Here is a 15,787-nt window from a genome sequence, read left to right as displayed (position 1 = left end):
GCCTATCCCTTCACCGTATAACGCAGTGCCCTGGCCTGCAGCCAGTTGGTGACGGCGAGCATGAAAAACGCGGTGAGCAGCAGCACCGAGGCAATCGCGGCGGCAGCCTGATAATCGTATTCTTCCAACCGGATGAAGATCAGGAGCGCGGTGATCTCCGTCGACATCGGCTGGTTGCCGGCAATGAAGATGATCGCCCCGAACTCGCCGAGCGAGCGGGCAAACGACAGCGACACGCCGGCAAGCAGTGCCGGTGTCAGAAGCGGCAGGATGACCTTGGCGAAAATCGTCCAGTCGGACCCGCCAAGCGATTGTGCCGCCTCTTCCAGCGCCGGATCGAGATCTTCAAGCACCGGCTGCACCGTGCGCACGATGAACGGCAGCGACGTGAAGCACATGGCGATCATGATGCCGAGCGGCGTATAGGCGACCTTGATGCCATACCCTTCCAGCACCGAGCCGAACCAGCCGTTATTGGCAAACAGCGCCGTCAGCGCGATGCCGGCAACCGCCGTCGGCAGCGCGAACGGCAGGTCGACCATCGCATCGACGATGCGTCTTCCGGGAAACCGGTAACGGGTCAGCACCCAGGCGAGTGCCAGCCCGAAGAACAGGTTGAAAAGCGTGGCGCAAAGCGCCGACAGGACGGTGACGCGGTAGCTCGCCAGTGCCCGCGACGACGACACGATCCGCCAGTAATCTTCCGGTCCAAGGCTTGCAGCCTTGAAGACAAGGGCCGCCAGCGGCAGCACCACAATCAACCCGACATAAAACAGGGTCACGCCAAGCGATAGCGGCAATCCAGGCAGGACATTGCGTCGTCTCACGCAGTCGGTTCCTTATCAAGGCAAAGCCGGCGGATGAAAATCCGCCGGTTGGAAGGATAACAAGGCCCGCCTCTCATTCGTCGTCATCCTCGGGCCTGTCCCGAGGATCTGCTGTGCTCACGGTCTAGCCGCGGCAGATGCTCGGGACAGGCCCGAGCATGACGGATGAATGTGTCGCAAACCTCGTGGTGAGGAAGGAAGTTAGCGGCTGCCGTAAAGCTTGTCGAGCGTACCGCCGGAAGCGAAATGCTCCGACTGGACCTTGGCCCAACCACCAAATACGTCGTCGACCTTGACCAGGCGAATGGCCGGGAACTGGTCCTTGAACTCGGCCGCGACCTTTTCGTTCTGGACGCGATGACCGAATTCGGCGGCGATCTTCTGGCCCTCTTCCGTATAGAGGAAGTCGAGATAGGTTTTCGCAAGCGCTTCGGTGCCGTGCTTCTTGGCAACCTTGTCGACCACCGCGACCGGGAATTCCGCAAGCAGGCTGACCGACGGGATCACACCCTCGACCTTGTCCTTGCCATACTGCTTTTCGATGCCGCGGGTCTCCGCTTCGAAGGTGATCAGCACGTCGCCCTGGCCCCGTTCGACGAAGGTCGTGGTGGCAGCGCGGCCACCCGTGTCGAAGACAGGAACATTGTCGAAGATCTTGGTGATATAGGCGTCGATCTTCTCCTGGTCGTCCTTGTATTCTTCCTTCGCCCAGGCATAGGCCGCAAGATAGGTATAGCGCGCATTGCCGGACGTCTTCGGGTTGGGGAAGACGGCATGAACGTCGTCACGACCGAGATCGGCCCAGCCCTTGATATTCTTCGGATTGCCGGCGCGCACCAGGAAGGACGGGAAGGAATAGAAAGGCGAGGCGTTGTTCGGGAACGCCTTGGTCCAGTCCTTGGCGACAAAGCCCTGCTTGGCGAGGAAATCGATGTCGGTCGACTGGTTGAACGTCACCACGTCGGCTTCCAGCCCCTCGACGATCGAACGTGCCTGTTTCGACGTACCGGCATGCGACTGGTCTATGGTGACGCCCGGATGCTGCTTGATGAAGGCCTCGTTCTCGGCGACGAACAGCTCGCGGGCGACGTCATAGGAGGCGTTGAGAAGCTTGTTCGGCTCCTGCGCGAAAGCCGGCTGGACGAAAAGCGCCGCAACTGCGGTGCCGAGAATGAGGAGGCGGTTCATCAAAGATCTCCGGGCATTGGCCAGCACTTGGCCGGACGTTGGATCGTGACCGGAAACTACCCGGACCATCACCGCTTCGCGAGGAACCGCCCTCCCCACCCCGCATCCGGGTTAGAATTTTCGTCCATTTTCCGCCATATTCGGCAACGGTTTTGCCTCCGCCATTCTGCGGGTGGTCTTGCCGGCTTGCATAGCACCTGCGCGGATATGGACATGGCGCAATCTCACGCGAATGTGTAGGACCGGCAATATATTGCGCTGCGCCGCTGTTTCCCGCGACATGCCGTCGCCCAACTGCACTCCACTGCCTGCCAAAAGTCCAGTCGATGAAAAACAAGAGCCTTGGTTACCTTTACGTCCTTCTGGCGATCACCATCTTTGCCGGGCAGGACGGGTTTTCCAAATATCTTGGCGACAAATATCCCGTCATCGCCTTCACCATGATCCGCTTCTGGGCCTTTGCCGCCTTCGTCATCGCGCTCGCGGCCTTTTCGCCGGGCGGGCTGCGCAAGGCATTCGTCACCCGCCGGCCGATCCTGCAGATGCTGCGCGGTCCGCTTCTGATGCTCGAGATCATTCTCGTGGTCGTCGCCTTTACCAAGGCGGGCCTGGCCATGACCCAGGCGATCCTGCAGGCCACGCCGCTGATCATCACCGTGCTGTCGGTGCCGCTGTTGGGTGAAAAAGTCGGCTGGCGGCGCGGCCTGGCTATCCTCGTCGGGCTGGTCGGTGTGCTTGTCATCCTCAACCCGATCGGCCTGGAATTCGACATCAACCTCCTCTGGCCGCTTGCCGGCGCTCTGGCCTATGGGCTTTATGGCATCGCCACCCGCGCCGTCGGCCGCGAGGATTCGGCCGTCACCAGCGTTCTTTATACCGGCGTCTTCGGCGCCATCGCCGCAACCGCGATCGGCCCCTTCTACTGGACGCCGATTGCGATCGAACACTGGCCGGCGCTGATCGCACTCTGCATCTGCGGCGCCACCAGCCATTTTTTCCTGATCAAGGCCTATGCGACGCTGACCGCCGTCGAGGTCCAGCCGCTCACCTATCTGCAGATCATCCTGAGCGTTGCCGTCGCCACCCTGTTTTTCGGCGAGACGATCACCCTCAACATGATCATCGGCGGTCTGGTCGTCGTCGGCGCCGGCCTGTTCACCGTCTGGCGGGAGCACCGGCTGGGGATCAAATAAGGTTCGCCGGGAATACCCCCGGCCTTAATCCGACAGCAGATCCTTTACTCGCCGCGCAAAGGCATCGCCGAGGAACGGCTTGGTCATCACATGCATGCCATGGTCGAGATGGCCGTGGTTAAGCACGGCATTTTCGGCATAACCGGTGACGAACAGGACCTTGAGGTCAGGCCGGTCGGCGCGCACGGCATCGGCAAGCTGCCGTCCGTTCATGCCACCCGGCAAGCCGACATCGGTGACCAGAAGGTCGATCACCTGGCCTGAATTCATGATCTTCAGCGCCATTGGGCCGTCGCCTGCCTCCAGCACCCGGTAACCGAGTTCCTCGAGGATCTCGACCGCCACCATCCGCACCAGCGGTTCGTCGTCGACGACGAGGATCGTCTCGTGATCGGCGGACCGCGGCGCATTGGTGATCTCCGCAATATCCTCGGCCTCACCGGCTTCGCCGAGATGGCGCGGCAGGTAGATGCAGATCATCGTTCCCTTGCCGAGTTCGGAATAGATACGCGCCGTTCCACCCGATTGTCCGGCAAAACCGTGCACCATCGAAAGGCCGAGCCCCGTTCCCTGACCGATCGGCTTGGTCGTGTAGAACGGATCGAAGGCCCGCTCGACGATGTCCGGCGACATGCCGCTGCCATTGTCGCTGACGCAAAGCGAAACATATTGCCCCGGCGTCAGTCCGCGTTCGCGCGCGGTCCTGTCGTCGAACCAGCGATTGGAAGTCTCGATCGTCAGCTTGCCGCCATCGGGCATCGCGTCGCGCGCGTTGATGCACAGGTTGAGCAAAGCATTTTCCAGCTGCCCGATATCGACGAATGTCGTCCACAAGCCGCCGGCAAAGGCGGTTTCCACATGGATCGTCGGGCCGACGCTGCGGGTGATCAGGTCCTGCATGCCCGATACCAGCCGATTGAGAACGGCGGGTTTCGGATCGAGTGTCTGGCGACGCGAAAAGGCGAGCAACCGCTGCGTCAGCCCCGCGGCCCGTTTGGCAGCCCCCTGGGCCCCGGTCAGATAACGATCGAGATCACTGATCCGCCCCTGCGCCAGCCGGGTCTGCATCAGTTCGAGCGAACCGGAAATGCCGGCGAGCAGATTGTTGAAATCATGCGCCAGGCCGCCGGTCAGCTGGCCGACGGCTTCCATCTTCTGCGCATGGCGCAATTGTTCTTCAGACCGCATCAGTTCGGTCGTTCGCTCGGCAACCTTCTGCTCCAGCGTGTCGTTGAGGATGCGAAGCTCGGCCGCGGCACGGTCACGCTCCTCCTCCACCGCCCGGCGGGCGTCGATATCGATCAGCACGCCGGGAAATTTCAACGCCGAACCGTCGGCCGCAAGTTCCACCCGGCCATTGGCTTCCAACCAATAGAAATTGCCGTCGGCGCGCCGCGTCCGATATTGATGCGCATAGGGGCCGCCGCGCTTCAATGCGTTGCCAATAGCTGCAGACAGCGCCTCCGTGTCGTCCGGGTGAACCGTCTCGACGATCTGGTCGAGGCTGAGACCGTTGCGCCCAAGCGCCGGATCGAGCCCGAAAGCCCGCGCAAATGCCTCGTCCACGGTAAACTTGTCCGCCGGAATATCCCAGACCCAGGTACCGATGATCGCACCGGCGGCCAGCGCCAGCTTGACCCGCTCGATGTTTTCGCGCGCCACCGTTTCGCTCGCCTTCAGCGCCGCCTCCGCCTGCTTTCGCTCGGTAATATCGCGAAACAGCACAGACACCTGTTTGAGGCTGGCCGGCTCGACACGCGAACTGGATACCTCGATTTGCCGGCCGATCGCCTCGAATTCCAGTTCGAAACGGATCGGCTGGCCGGTCCGCAATACCCCGCCATAAAGCGCGATCCACTTGTCGGCCGCATCCGGCTCGATTTCGCGCAGCCGCTTGCCGACGATATCGGCAATGCCGGTCTGCCGCTCGTAGCCGGAATTGGCTTCGATATGCACATAGTCACTGAGCGGCCCATGCGGACCGTCGATGAATTCGATGATGCAGAAACCGTCGTCGATGGCCTCGAACAGCGCCCGGTAGCGGGCATCGCGGCGCATCGGCGTGTCGTCGTCGGGAAAATGAAGCAACTCGTCAGAACTCAAGAACCGATCCTCTCAACGGCGATAGGGCGTAGATAGCATAACGCCGAAAGAAGGAAATCGGTTGCTAATGAACGACTGTCACTATGTGGCTTGCAGCCCTGACGCCATCAGCTTGAACGCCTCGACCGCCTTGGGCAGTACAGCCGCCGGCGTATCGCTCGCCGCCACCCACAGCGCCGCGTTGAGTGCCGCACCATTGAGAAGTCGCGCGGCAGCCTCGACATCGACCGGCTTCATCACGCCCTCTGCAACCAGAAGGCCGACCGCCTTTCTGGTTTCGGCGAGACAGCTGTCCTGGCTTGGCCAGAGGGACGGATCGCCGAGCACGGCCGGCCCGTCCAAAAGCACGATCCGCTGGACTTCCGGATCGAGCGCCATCTCGATATAGGCAGCACCTTCGGCAAGCAGCGCCTGCCACAGCCCGGCATCACCATCGCCGCCCCTCTTGGCTGCAGCCTTGGCGCCGATCTCCTTGGCGCGCATCGCCATTTCGCCATCCATCTGGTTGACGACGGCGGCCAGGAGCCCGCGTTTATCGCCGAAATTATGATAGAGCGCGCCCCGCGTCAGGCCGGCATCGGCCGTCAGATCATCCATGGACGCATTGGCATATCCCTTTTCGGCAAAGGCCTTGCGTGCCGCAGCGATCAGTTTCGCGCGGTTTTCTTCCATTTTTTCCAGACGCTTTCCGGCCATGGCGCACTCCTTTTCAAATACGCGACGTATGTGATATTGACATACGCAACGTATGCGAATTAAATTACATACGGACCGTATATCAAAATCGATCACGGTTTGTGAAGCGCCCAACATCCGGCGCGCACCAGGAAACACCGAAATGAAAGGTCACACCATGACGGAACGTCAGCCCATCTTCCCGCCGAACCGGCACGCCCTTTATGAAAAGCACGGTTATTCCGCCGCCATCCGTTCCGGCGATCTCCTCTTCGTCTCCGGCCAGGTCGGCAGCCGTGAAGACGGCTCGCCGGAGCCCGATTACACCGCTCAGGTCGAGCGCGCTTTCGAAAATCTCAAGGCGGTGCTGCAGGCCGCCGGCTGCGGCCTCGACGACATTGTCGATATCACCACCTTCCACACCGATCCCGAAAACCAGTTCGGGCCGTTCATGGCGGTGAAGGACCGGATCTTCGCCGCACCGCCCTACCCGAACTGGACGGCGGTCGGCGTCACCTGGCTTGCCGGCTTCGATTTCGAGATCAAGGTCATTGCCCGCATTCCGCAGGCGGCGTGACGATATCGGTTCAATGTCCCCGCACCTGGTTTTATCGGCCGAAGCGGGGACGTTCCATTGCCGCCTCACAAATAAACCCTTTTCCAGACATGCACTTGGCCCTCGCGTGCGCCGTCCTTCATCCCCGCCTGCTCGGCCCGCGCGACAATCACACGGTCATCGGATGGGAACCGGGTTCGCGAACCGGCCTCCTCTTCTGGTCCGCCTCCGGCTTCGGAGGCCCGGTTTCCGGTGATGGTCGCCAAAGACGGTCGAAGGCGGGAATTGACAAGTCCCGAAAGAGACCGAACGAAACGGCCGGGGCAGGCAGACCACACTCTACCTCATACCCCCACACTGCCTGCCCCATTCCCGAACCCATACGGTATTGCCGGCGTGGAAAAAGGTGTTTGTTCAGATTTCCGGTCCGGCAGCCCCGGCCTCTCCGCTATAATCGATGCCCGGCAAACAACGCCGGATGATCCCCTTGAAAATACCGGTCGAGATCGACGTCCTTCACCGCGTCCAGCGTCGCCGGCTGCCATTTCGGATTGCGGTCCTTGTCGATGACGGCCGCCCTGACGCCCTCGTAGAAATCGTGATGGCGCAGGATTTCGGAGGCGACGGTGAATTCCCGCTCCAGGCATTCGATCAGCCCGGAACTGTGGCGCGCCGCCCGCAACAGCCGCAGCGCCAGTTTCAGGCTGGTCGGCGAGCGCTTGGCAAGCACTGCCCGTGTCTCTTCGGCAAACGCCCCCTCTTCCCTCTCCAGCGCGGCGATGATTTCCTCCACGCGATCGAAGCGGAATACCCGGTCGATCATCGCGCGGTTGGCCGCAAGCCGGCTTTCGCCGGCCGCGACCGAAAACCTGCCGATCACCGCCGCGACCTCGGCATTGGAAGCCCCCACGGGCAATTGGCCGAGGGCTTCGATCACCTCGCCGAGACCCTCCGACGGCATGCAATAATCCGCAAGCCCGGCAAAAATCGCGTCCGCCGCACCGACGATCTCGCCGGTCAGCCCCATCCAGGTCCCCACCTCGCCCGGCGCATGGGCAAGCAGCCATGTCACCCCGACATCCGGCACGTAACCGATCCCGGTTTCCGGCATGGCGAGCCTTGTGCGCTCGGTGACGATCCGGTGGCGGCCATGCGAGGCAAGCCCGACGCCACCACCCATGACGATCCCGTCCATCAGCGCCACATAGGGTTTCGGATAGCGCGAAATCGCGTAATTGACCGGGAACTCTCCCCGCCAGAAATGGGTGACGTCCGGCCCGCCGGCCCGGCCCTCGTCATGGATGGCGCGGATATCGCCGCCGGCGCAAAGCCCACGTTCTCCCTCGCCCTTCAGAACCACGCAGGAAAGTTCATCTGCCTCGGCAAACCGCTGCAACGCCGGCTTCAACACCTCCACCATTCCAAGTGTGAGGCTGTTCAGCGCCTTCGGTCGGTTGAGATGGATGACGGCAGCCGATCCGCTGCGGCTGAAAAAGACGTCGTCGGTGAGAACTGCGCTATCAGTCATGCCATTCCCGTTGCCAGATGCGATCGCCGATCATAACCATCCGGCAATTGTTCTTGCCAGATGTTGAAACGAGTTTGATTGACGCATGCGGGCCGGTGGAAGTTATGCGGGACAGGGCGTCGTCCTGGGAACTGGTTAGGTCGGACGACACCCTGGCCCTTATTCGGCAGCCATCGGAAGGTCGCGGTGGCCGTCGAAGAGATCGCCCTGGTTGACGGGCGGGTTTTCGGTGTTTTTCGCCTTCGGCTCACGGCCGAAGAACAGTGCATAGGCAGCCGGCAGCACCAAAAGGGTCAACACGGTTGCAACCAGAATGCCGCCCATCATCGCATAGGCCATCGGCCCCCAGAACAGGCCGCGCGAGATCGGGATCAGCGCAAGCACTGCGGTGAGCGCGGTCAGCATGATCGGCCGGAAACGGCGCACCGCCGCCCCGACGATCGCTTCGGACCGATGCATGCCCGCCGCGATATCCTGGTCGATCTGGTCGACGAGAATGATCGAGTTGCGCATGATGATGCCGAGCAGCGCGATGACGCCGAGGATCGCCACGAAACCGAACGGTGCACCGGTGATCAGAAGCGCCGCGGACGCCCCGATAATGCCGAGCGGGCCGGTGGCAAGCACCAGCATCGCCTTGCCGAAATGCCGCAGCTGGATCATCAGGAGCACGAGGATGACGAGCAGCATGATCGGCATCTTGGCAGCGATCGACAGCTGGCTCTCGGCCGCATCCTCCGCACCGCCCTGGATATCGATATGGTAGCCGGACGGCAGCTGCGCCCTGATATCGGCAAGGTTCTGGTAGAGGTTCATCGACACCTGCGTCGGCTCCATGCTGTCGGGCAAGGTCGCCTTGACGGTGATCGTCGGCAGCCGGTCGCGCCGCCATTCGATCCCCTGTTCCATGACAGGTTCGATACGCGCCACCTGCGAGGCTGGCACCGTGCCGCCGAGATCGGACGGGATATAGACCGAATTGATTGCCGAGAGCAGGTTACGGGTCGCATCCGGCTCGCGCAGCACCACCGAGACGGTTTCCTCGCCGTCGCGGAAATCGCCGAGCGGCGCACCCGAAACGGCCGCCTGCAGCATCTGCCGCACCCGCTGCGAGGTGATGCCCAGCGCCCGCGCCCGGTCCTGGTCGATGACCAGCTTCACCGCATTCACCGGCTCCATCCAGTCGTCATGGATCGCCCCGAAACCCGGCTGCTCGTCGAAACGCTGCTTCACCTGGTCGGCGATACGGCGCACTTCCGCCTTGTCCGGGCCCATGACGCGCATCTGCACCGCCCAGCCGACAGGAGGGCCGAGGAACAGCCGGTCCACCTTGCCGCGCACCGTCGGGAAGTCGTTGGCGAGAATAGTGCGCAGTTTGACGATCAGCCGCTCGCGTTCCTCAAGCCCCTTGGACATGACGAGCAGCTGGGCATAGTTCGGATTGCGCAATTGCTGGTCGAGCGGCAGGAAGAAACGTGGCGCGCCCTCGCCGATGAAGGTGGCGACGAATGACTGGTCCGGATCGGCCATGACTTCCTTTTCCAGCGCCTTGGCCTGGCGTTCGACCTCGTAGACGCTGGTGCCTTCCGGCAGCCACATGTCGACGAGGATTTCCGGCCGCGACGATTGCGGGAAGAAGCTCTGCGGAATGAACTTGAACGCATAGATGCTGGCACCGAAGGCGACGAATGTCAGCGCGATGACGATCAGCCGGTGGCGCACCGCCCAGGTCACCGTACCGCGCAGGCGCCGGTAGAAACGCGTGTCATAGGCATCCTTATGGGTGCCGACATGCGGCCGCTGCTTCAGGATCATATGGCCGAGCCAGGGGGTGAAATAGACCGCGACGAACCAGGATGTGACGAGCGCGATGCCGACGACGAAGAACAGCGAGCGCACATATTCGCCGGCGGTGGAGGCCGCAAACCCGACCGGGATGAACCCCGCCGTGGTGATCAGCGTACCGGTCAGCATCGGGAATGCGGTCGACGAATAGGCAAAACTTGCCGCTTCCAGCCGCGGCAGTCCCTCTTCGAGCTTCCTCTCCATCATCTCGACGACGATCATCGCATCGTCGACGAGAAGCCCGAGCGCGATGATCAGCGCCCCGAGCGAAATGCGCTGCAGCTCGATGCCCATGTAATACATGATGGCAAGCGTGGCGGCGAGAACCAGCGGAATGGCGATCGCAATGACGATACCAGACCGCCAGCCGATCGAGATCAGCGACACGATCAGCACGATCACCAGCGCCTCCATCAGCGCCTGGGTGAATTCGCCGACGGCTTCCGTCACCACTTCCGGCTGGTTGGAGACCTGGTGCACCTCGACACCGACCGGCAGCGTCTTTTCAAACTGCGCATAGGTCTCCTCGACCTGGCGGCCGACATCGGTCACCTTATGACCCGAGCCCATCACCACGCCGATTTCGACGGCATCCTGGCCGTTGAACCGGAACTTGCGCTGGAACGGGTCTTCCAGCCCGTCCTTGACGGTAGCGATATCGCCGAGGCGAAACACCTGTTCACCCGAGCGGATCCGCAATTCCCGCACATCGGCGGACGACGTGATGCCGCCCTCGACCGAGATCCGCACCGAGCGGTCATGTGTCACGACGGTACCCGCGGCATCGACGGCATTCTGGCCGGCAAGCGCATTCTGGATGTCGGTGACGGTGAGACCCCGCTCGGCAAGCGCCTTGGACGAGACGTCGATGAAGATCTTCTGCGGCTGGTCGCCGAGGATCGTCGCCTTTTCGACGCCCGGCGTGGTCAAAAGCATGTCGCGCGCCTGGATGGCGAACTGCTTCAGCTCCGGATAGCTGTAACCGTCGCCGACAATGGCGTTGAGCGTGATATAGGTATCGCCGAATTCGTCGTTGAAATAGGGACCCTGCAGCGCCGATGGCAAGTCCTGCTTGATGTCGCCGATCTTCTTGCGCACCTGATAGAAAGCGTCGGCGACCTGCTGGCCGCTGGTATCGCCCTTGATCTGGATCGTCGTGATCGACATGCCGGCGCGGGTATAGGACTTCACCCAGTCGAGATGCGGGGTTTCCTGCAGCTTGCGCTCGATCTTGTTGACCACCTGGTTCTGCATGTCCTCGATCGAGGCGCCCGGCCATGCGGCCTGCACCACCATCACCCGGAAGGTAAAGTCGGGATCTTCCTTCTGGCCCATATTCATCACCCCGAGCACGCCCATGACGATGATCAGGCCGAACAGGAAGCGACCGATGCTCGGATGCTGGATCGCCCAACGCGACAGGTTGAATTTTTCAGGATCCGGCGCGCCGGGCCCGTAAGGCAGATCGGGATGATGGCCCGAAGACGGTGGTGTTGTGTGAGACGACGACATTGTCTTGGTCCTTCGATCAGAAGAAAACGGCCGAAGCCACACTGGATCAGTTGCCGCTGGACGTGCCGACGGAAGCGGTTGTCATGCTGTTGACGTTGCCGAAGCGCGAACTCACCGTTTCAGGCAGCCTCACCTTCATCTCGTCCTTCATGAATTGCGTGCCGGCCGAGACGACGAGATCACCGGTGGAAAGCCCCTTGGAAATCCTCACCCCGTCATCGGAAAAATCGGCGACCGTCACCGGCCGGGCGCTGACCGTGCCCTTTTGCTTGTCGACGACCCAGACGATCGACAGGTCGCCCCGCTTGGCAAGCGCTGCCAGGGGCACCGAATAGGCGGGCTGCGAATTGTCGAGCGCCGCGGTGATCGTTGCCGTCATGCCGAGCAGCACCCGGTCATCCTCCGGCAGCGCCACCCTGACCGCAAATGTCCGTGACTGCTGGTCGGCACTGCCGGCCACTTCGCGGACCTTGCCGTCGAGCGCCAGATTGTCGGAGGACCAGAAATTCGCCTTCACCGCCTTGCCCGGCTTGAACTGGGCAACGTCAATCTCCGGCACGGCGATCAGCACTTCCTTGGAACCGTCGACGGCGACCGTCAGGACCGCCGAACCACTCGCCATCACCTGGCCGACATCGGCGCTGACGGCCGTGACGATACCCGGCCGATCGGCCTTGAGTTCCGTATAGACAACCTGGTTCTTCGCCTGGTCGAGCGAGGCTTCCGCCGACTGGCGCGAGGCCACCGCCTGATCGCGCGATAGTGTCGCCTGATCGAGATCGGCCTGCGAGGAAACATTCTTGTCGCGCAGCGTCTGGGCACGTTTCAGCGCGATCTCGCTGATCTCGGCCTGTTTTTGCGCCGAGGCCAGATTGGCCTTGGCACTGTCGAGCGACAGTTTGTAGTCGACATCGTCGATCCGGGCCAGAACTTCGCCCGCCGTCACCCGGTCGCCGACATCGACGAGCCGCTCGGTGATCTTGCCGGAAACGCGAAATCCGAGATTCATCTCGGTGCGCGCCTTGATCGAGCCGGAATAGACAAGCTTGCGGCCGGCATCCGGCGGACCGATCTCGGCCACCTTGACGGGGCGCACCACGTCCGGTGCCTCGGCCTTTTTCTCTTCCGAGCAGGCGGCAAGTGCGGTCATTGCGGCAGCGATGAGCAGCCCTTTTGCGAAAACCCAAGAACGTCGATTGGCGGTAAAAGACATGGCCCCCACTCCCGGTGGCAATTGACAAAGGCGCCTTCCGGCACCGGCTTTTTGCGAGATTTCTAGTTCAGCGCCCTGAGCGCGAAGTCGACCAGATCGGCCGGCGTCGTGCGGCGGTTCTCGATCAGGCATTCGGCGATGATCTGCGGGTGACAGAGCGTCACGGTACAGTCGCAGAGGCATTCGGCGGCAATTTCCGCATCTTGTGCGCGAAATTCGCCGGCGGCAATACCGTCGCGAACAAGCTCGGCGACGATCGTCCGCATCAGCATGATGTGGTTCTCGATCACCGACCATTGTTCCTCGATGGCGACCACCACCATTTCATGCACCTTGTTTTCATGCAGCAGCATCTCGACGGTCAGCTTGTGCTGGCCGAGGAAATGATCGCGCAGCCGCTCATGGGCGCTTACCGGACGCGCCGCATTGGCAAGCGCCACGCTGCGCGTCACCTCAAGCATCCGGTGTGCCAGCGCCTTGTGGATCTCGGCCTTGGACGAGAAGAACCGATAGATATTGGCCGGCGACATGCCCAGATCCTTGGCGATGTCGGCGACATTCGTCTTGGCATAGCCGTAATGCTTGAACAGCCGCTCGGCCGCTTCGAGGATGCGCTCGACATTCTCGTTGCGCACCGTATCCGCCTGCAGTTCGCCGATATCCATCTTGCCTCACGATTTACGACTGACGAATTTTAATTTTCGTCAGTCGTAAATCAGAACCTGACGCCTGTCAACGCCACCCCGTCACACTTGGGCATGGGACCGGCACGCGTCGACGCTGCGGGGAAGGGTTGAAGATGGAGAGGATGAAGGATGGGCAAGCTTGAAAATTGACAGACGCAGGCGGCCCGGTCCTCACCGGACCGCCCAGCCGGGCTTACCGGCCCGTATGCGGGCCGATGAGCGTGGTGATCTCCGTCACGCGGTCCGCCGGGAAGCCTCCCTCCCTGGCATGACGATAGATCGCCTCGGCATTCTCCGCCTCGTGGACGCAATACATCTTGTCGCCGGTGACATAGCTGGTGATCCACGTATAGGGCTCGCCCAGCCCGTCGACCACGGCGTTCGACTTGGCCGAGATTTCCTTCAGCGTGTCGCTGTCCATGTCTCCTAGACCCGGAATGTTTCGTTCGACAACAAATTGCGGCATTGCAATTCTCCTTCCCGATTGTGCTGACGGCCAGCGTTTTCGCATGGCCATGATTGATCTCGTGGATTACTGGGCGTGACTGACAGTGGCCGCTGCCAGCCTTTCCCGGCGAGCGGCGGGTTCTGCCGCGGCATGCGCATGCTCGCAGCTGACATCCGGGTTCATGTCGGCAAACACGCCCTTCGGGTTTTTCCGCCAGGCCCAGACATGCAGCTCATAGAAGGCCGGCAGCCCGTAGCGGTTCGGCGCTCCGGTCAGGCTGAACAACTGCCCTTCCAGATTGGCCGGCCCCTTGGTGGTGATGTATTCGACCGCCACCAATTTCATCCGGCCGGTCACGTCCGGCTCGTACATGATGGCTTCGGGTTTCGACACATCGATCGCCTCGTCCTTGATCAGTTCGGCATTGACGTAATGGATGCCCATCGCCCCGCCATCGACCCCGCTGGTGCAAGGGATCGGCGAATAGCCTTCCTTCAATGCCTGTTTCACATCCTTGAACCGGGCATTCGCCTCCCGGACATGGTCGGGCAGGCCGTCGCCGGCACTCGCCATCGATGGCAATGCCGCCGATACGAGCAGCAATGCCAACATTGTTCTCATGCGCGTCATGCGTGTCATCTCCTTGGAATATGTTGAGACCGAACCCTGCCCCCGCAGGTCGTCCGGCAAGCGCATTTCTAGGAAAGACGCGGGCTTTCACATCTCCCGTGCGGGGGATGAACGGAATTTTCCGAGCCGGTATCACAATTATAGATTGTCAAGATTGACCGCAGCAGGCAGCAGGTACAGGATTATTCAATGGATCAGGGACTGTCGGAGATGATCGGCGCAATTTACGACTGCGTCGCCGATGAGGCGTCGTGGCCAACGGCGCTGCGACTGATCAACCGGAGGATCGACGGTTTTCTGACGACGATCGCCGTCTTCGACACGCAGACCCGTTCCACCAGCCTTGCCCAGATCGCCTGCGACGATGAGGAAGCGATCCACACCCTGATCCGGCATGCCGGCAATGTCCCTTTCTTCCACCTGCTCCACCGCATGGAACTCGACGAGCCGGATACGCTGGAGCGGATGTTCGCCCTCTACGGTCCCGATGGCGAAGACGTCTGGAGACAGGGCGATCTCTATCGCAATTTCCATGCCCGCTACGGCGTGCTCAACTCGATCGACATGGCCGTCCTCAAACGACCGCAGCGCGTCGGCACCATCAACATTTCAGTGAAATACCAGCCGAAGGAACGGGCGATCTTCGATCTCGTCGGCCTGCTCGGCCCCCATATCCGCCGGGCCGTGACCATCCATGACATGCTCGATGCCGAGCGCGGCCAGAGTGTCGTGCTGCGCCAGGTGATCAATGCGCTGGAACATGCCGTTTTCATCGTCGCCGACGACATGTCGATCCTGTTTGCCAACGAAGCGGCCGAAACCCGGCTGCGCGAGCAGACCGTGGTCCGCGCCCTCGGCGGCCGGCTCAGATGCACGCATGACCATGCTACGGCAGCACTCACCCATGCCGTCTCGCTCGGCACGCGCGACGAGATCACCCTGGGTGCCGCCGGCATCGACGTGCCGCTTGGCTCAAGCGATCGCCCCGCGGTCGCCCATGTCCTTCCGCTGGAGCGGCGCCGGCAGGGCGGGGGGTACGAAACAGGAGCCAGTGCTGCGATCTTCGTCGCCGCAGCCGGCACCGTCGTGCAGTCAGCCATCGAGGCGGTCGCCGCCCTGTTTGCCCTCACACCCGCCGAAAGGCGGGTCGTCTCCTATGTCGCCGAAGGCCTTACCCGCACCGAGATTGCCCAGGCCCAGGGCGTCGCCGACGGCACGGTCAAGTCGCAGCTCGGCGCCATCTACGACAAGACCGGCGCCACCGACCAGCGCAGCCTTCAGCAACTGATACGCGAACTCAGCCCGCCGGCACAAAGACACGTTTAGTAAGGACTTGTTGAAGTTAACCGCCCCTTTTTGTGGCCCACCCTGCTGGATCGTGCT

The 15,787-nt window shown here is 61.9% G+C and carries 13 protein-coding genes; 3 read left to right on the top strand and 10 right to left on the bottom strand.

Going from position 1 to position 15,787, the window contains the following annotated elements:
• Positions 1-2: 2 nt before the first annotated feature.
• Positions 3-827: a sulfate ABC transporter permease subunit CysT gene (gene cysT / locus AC2GXZ_RS01275; protein WP_483757314.1), complete on the bottom strand. Its 825-nt coding sequence runs from the start codon at positions 825-827 to the stop codon at positions 3-5.
• A gap of 201 nt (positions 828-1,028) precedes the next feature.
• Positions 1,029-2,015 (bottom strand): thiosulfate ABC transporter substrate-binding protein CysP, encoded by a 987-nt coding sequence (cysP, locus tag AC2GXZ_RS01270; RefSeq protein ID WP_483757313.1) that lies wholly within the window; start codon positions 2,013-2,015, stop codon positions 1,029-1,031.
• Between the two features lie 326 nt (positions 2,016-2,341).
• Between cysP and AC2GXZ_RS01265 the strand changes: the two genes are divergently transcribed.
• Complete coding sequence (locus tag AC2GXZ_RS01265) at positions 2,342-3,208, top strand: DMT family transporter (RefSeq protein ID WP_483757312.1); 867 nt, start codon at positions 2,342-2,344, stop codon at positions 3,206-3,208.
• 24 nt (positions 3,209-3,232) lie between these two features.
• Here AC2GXZ_RS01265 and AC2GXZ_RS01260 read toward each other — a convergent pair whose 3' ends face one another.
• Entirely contained in the window at positions 3,233-5,266 is a 2,034-nt protein-coding gene (locus AC2GXZ_RS01260) for an ATP-binding protein (protein ID WP_483758227.1), read from the bottom strand.
• A 126-nt stretch (positions 5,267-5,392) separates the two neighbouring features.
• Positions 5,393-6,007, bottom strand: a complete 615-nt coding sequence (locus AC2GXZ_RS01255; RefSeq protein ID WP_483757311.1) for a TetR/AcrR family transcriptional regulator — start codon at positions 6,005-6,007, stop codon at positions 5,393-5,395.
• 157 nt (positions 6,008-6,164) lie between these two features.
• On the opposite strand from AC2GXZ_RS01255, the gene AC2GXZ_RS01250 reads away from it, so the two are divergent.
• The gene (locus AC2GXZ_RS01250) at positions 6,165-6,563 is read left to right on the top strand and encodes a RidA family protein (protein WP_483758226.1); all 399 of its coding nucleotides are present in this window, start codon (positions 6,165-6,167) and stop codon (positions 6,561-6,563) included.
• Between the two features lie 427 nt (positions 6,564-6,990).
• Here AC2GXZ_RS01250 and AC2GXZ_RS01245 read toward each other — a convergent pair whose 3' ends face one another.
• The 6 genes from AC2GXZ_RS01245 to AC2GXZ_RS01220 form a co-directional block, all read right to left on the bottom strand.
• A complete protein-coding gene (locus AC2GXZ_RS01245; RefSeq protein WP_483757310.1) occupies positions 6,991-8,070 on the bottom strand; it encodes an enoyl-CoA hydratase/isomerase family protein in 1,080 nt (359 codons plus the stop codon).
• A 159-nt stretch (positions 8,071-8,229) separates the two neighbouring features.
• A complete protein-coding gene (locus AC2GXZ_RS01240; protein ID WP_483757309.1) occupies positions 8,230-11,427 on the bottom strand; it encodes an efflux RND transporter permease subunit in 3,198 nt (1,065 codons plus the stop codon).
• A 46-nt stretch (positions 11,428-11,473) separates the two neighbouring features.
• The gene (locus AC2GXZ_RS01235) at positions 11,474-12,640 is read right to left on the bottom strand and encodes an efflux RND transporter periplasmic adaptor subunit (RefSeq protein ID WP_483757308.1); all 1,167 of its coding nucleotides are present in this window, start codon (positions 12,638-12,640) and stop codon (positions 11,474-11,476) included.
• 62 nt (positions 12,641-12,702) lie between these two features.
• Entirely contained in the window at positions 12,703-13,305 is a 603-nt protein-coding gene (locus AC2GXZ_RS01230) for a TetR/AcrR family transcriptional regulator (RefSeq protein WP_483757307.1), read from the bottom strand.
• A gap of 214 nt (positions 13,306-13,519) precedes the next feature.
• Positions 13,520-13,792: a DUF4242 domain-containing protein gene (locus AC2GXZ_RS01225; RefSeq protein WP_483757306.1), complete on the bottom strand. Its 273-nt coding sequence runs from the start codon at positions 13,790-13,792 to the stop codon at positions 13,520-13,522.
• A gap of 66 nt (positions 13,793-13,858) precedes the next feature.
• Positions 13,859-14,404, bottom strand: a complete 546-nt coding sequence (locus AC2GXZ_RS01220; protein WP_483757305.1) for a hypothetical protein — start codon at positions 14,402-14,404, stop codon at positions 13,859-13,861.
• A gap of 189 nt (positions 14,405-14,593) precedes the next feature.
• Between AC2GXZ_RS01220 and AC2GXZ_RS01215 the strand changes: the two genes are divergently transcribed.
• The gene (locus AC2GXZ_RS01215; RefSeq protein WP_483757304.1) at positions 14,594-15,730 is read left to right on the top strand and encodes a helix-turn-helix transcriptional regulator; all 1,137 of its coding nucleotides are present in this window, start codon (positions 14,594-14,596) and stop codon (positions 15,728-15,730) included.
• Positions 15,731-15,787 lie beyond the last annotated feature (57 nt).

It is taken from the genome of Aliirhizobium sp. YIM B11859 (assembly GCF_057163345.1).
Note: the sequence above shows the minus strand (reverse complement) of the source record. Positions and strands in the feature narration are given on the sequence as shown.

Excerpts from the sequence above, each read along its gene's own strand:
- cysP (WP_483757313.1), bottom strand. The coding sequence starts at position 2,015 with ATGAACCGCCTCCTCATTCTCGGCACCGCAGTTGCGGCGCTTTTCGTC.
- AC2GXZ_RS01265 (WP_483757312.1), top strand. The coding sequence starts at position 2,342 with ATGAAAAACAAGAGCCTTGGTTACCTTTACGTCCTTCTGGCGATCACC.
- AC2GXZ_RS01260 (WP_483758227.1), bottom strand. The coding sequence starts at position 5,266 with ATGCGCCGCGATGCCCGCTACCGGGCGCTGTTCGAGGCCATCGACGAC.
- AC2GXZ_RS01255 (WP_483757311.1), bottom strand. The coding sequence starts at position 6,007 with ATGGCCGGAAAGCGTCTGGAAAAAATGGAAGAAAACCGCGCGAAACTG.
- AC2GXZ_RS01250 (WP_483758226.1), top strand. The coding sequence starts at position 6,165 with ATGACGGAACGTCAGCCCATCTTCCCGCCGAACCGGCACGCCCTTTAT.
- AC2GXZ_RS01245 (WP_483757310.1), bottom strand. The coding sequence starts at position 8,070 with ATGACTGATAGCGCAGTTCTCACCGACGACGTCTTTTTCAGCCGCAGC.
- AC2GXZ_RS01240 (WP_483757309.1), bottom strand. The coding sequence starts at position 11,427 with ATGTCGTCGTCTCACACAACACCACCGTCTTCGGGCCATCATCCCGAT.
- AC2GXZ_RS01235 (WP_483757308.1), bottom strand. The coding sequence starts at position 12,640 with ATGTCTTTTACCGCCAATCGACGTTCTTGGGTTTTCGCAAAAGGGCTG.
- AC2GXZ_RS01230 (WP_483757307.1), bottom strand. The coding sequence starts at position 13,305 with ATGGATATCGGCGAACTGCAGGCGGATACGGTGCGCAACGAGAATGTC.
- AC2GXZ_RS01225 (WP_483757306.1), bottom strand. The coding sequence starts at position 13,792 with ATGCCGCAATTTGTTGTCGAACGAAACATTCCGGGTCTAGGAGACATG.
- AC2GXZ_RS01220 (WP_483757305.1), bottom strand. The coding sequence starts at position 14,404 with ATGACGCGCATGAGAACAATGTTGGCATTGCTGCTCGTATCGGCGGCA.
- AC2GXZ_RS01215 (WP_483757304.1), top strand. The coding sequence starts at position 14,594 with ATGGATCAGGGACTGTCGGAGATGATCGGCGCAATTTACGACTGCGTC.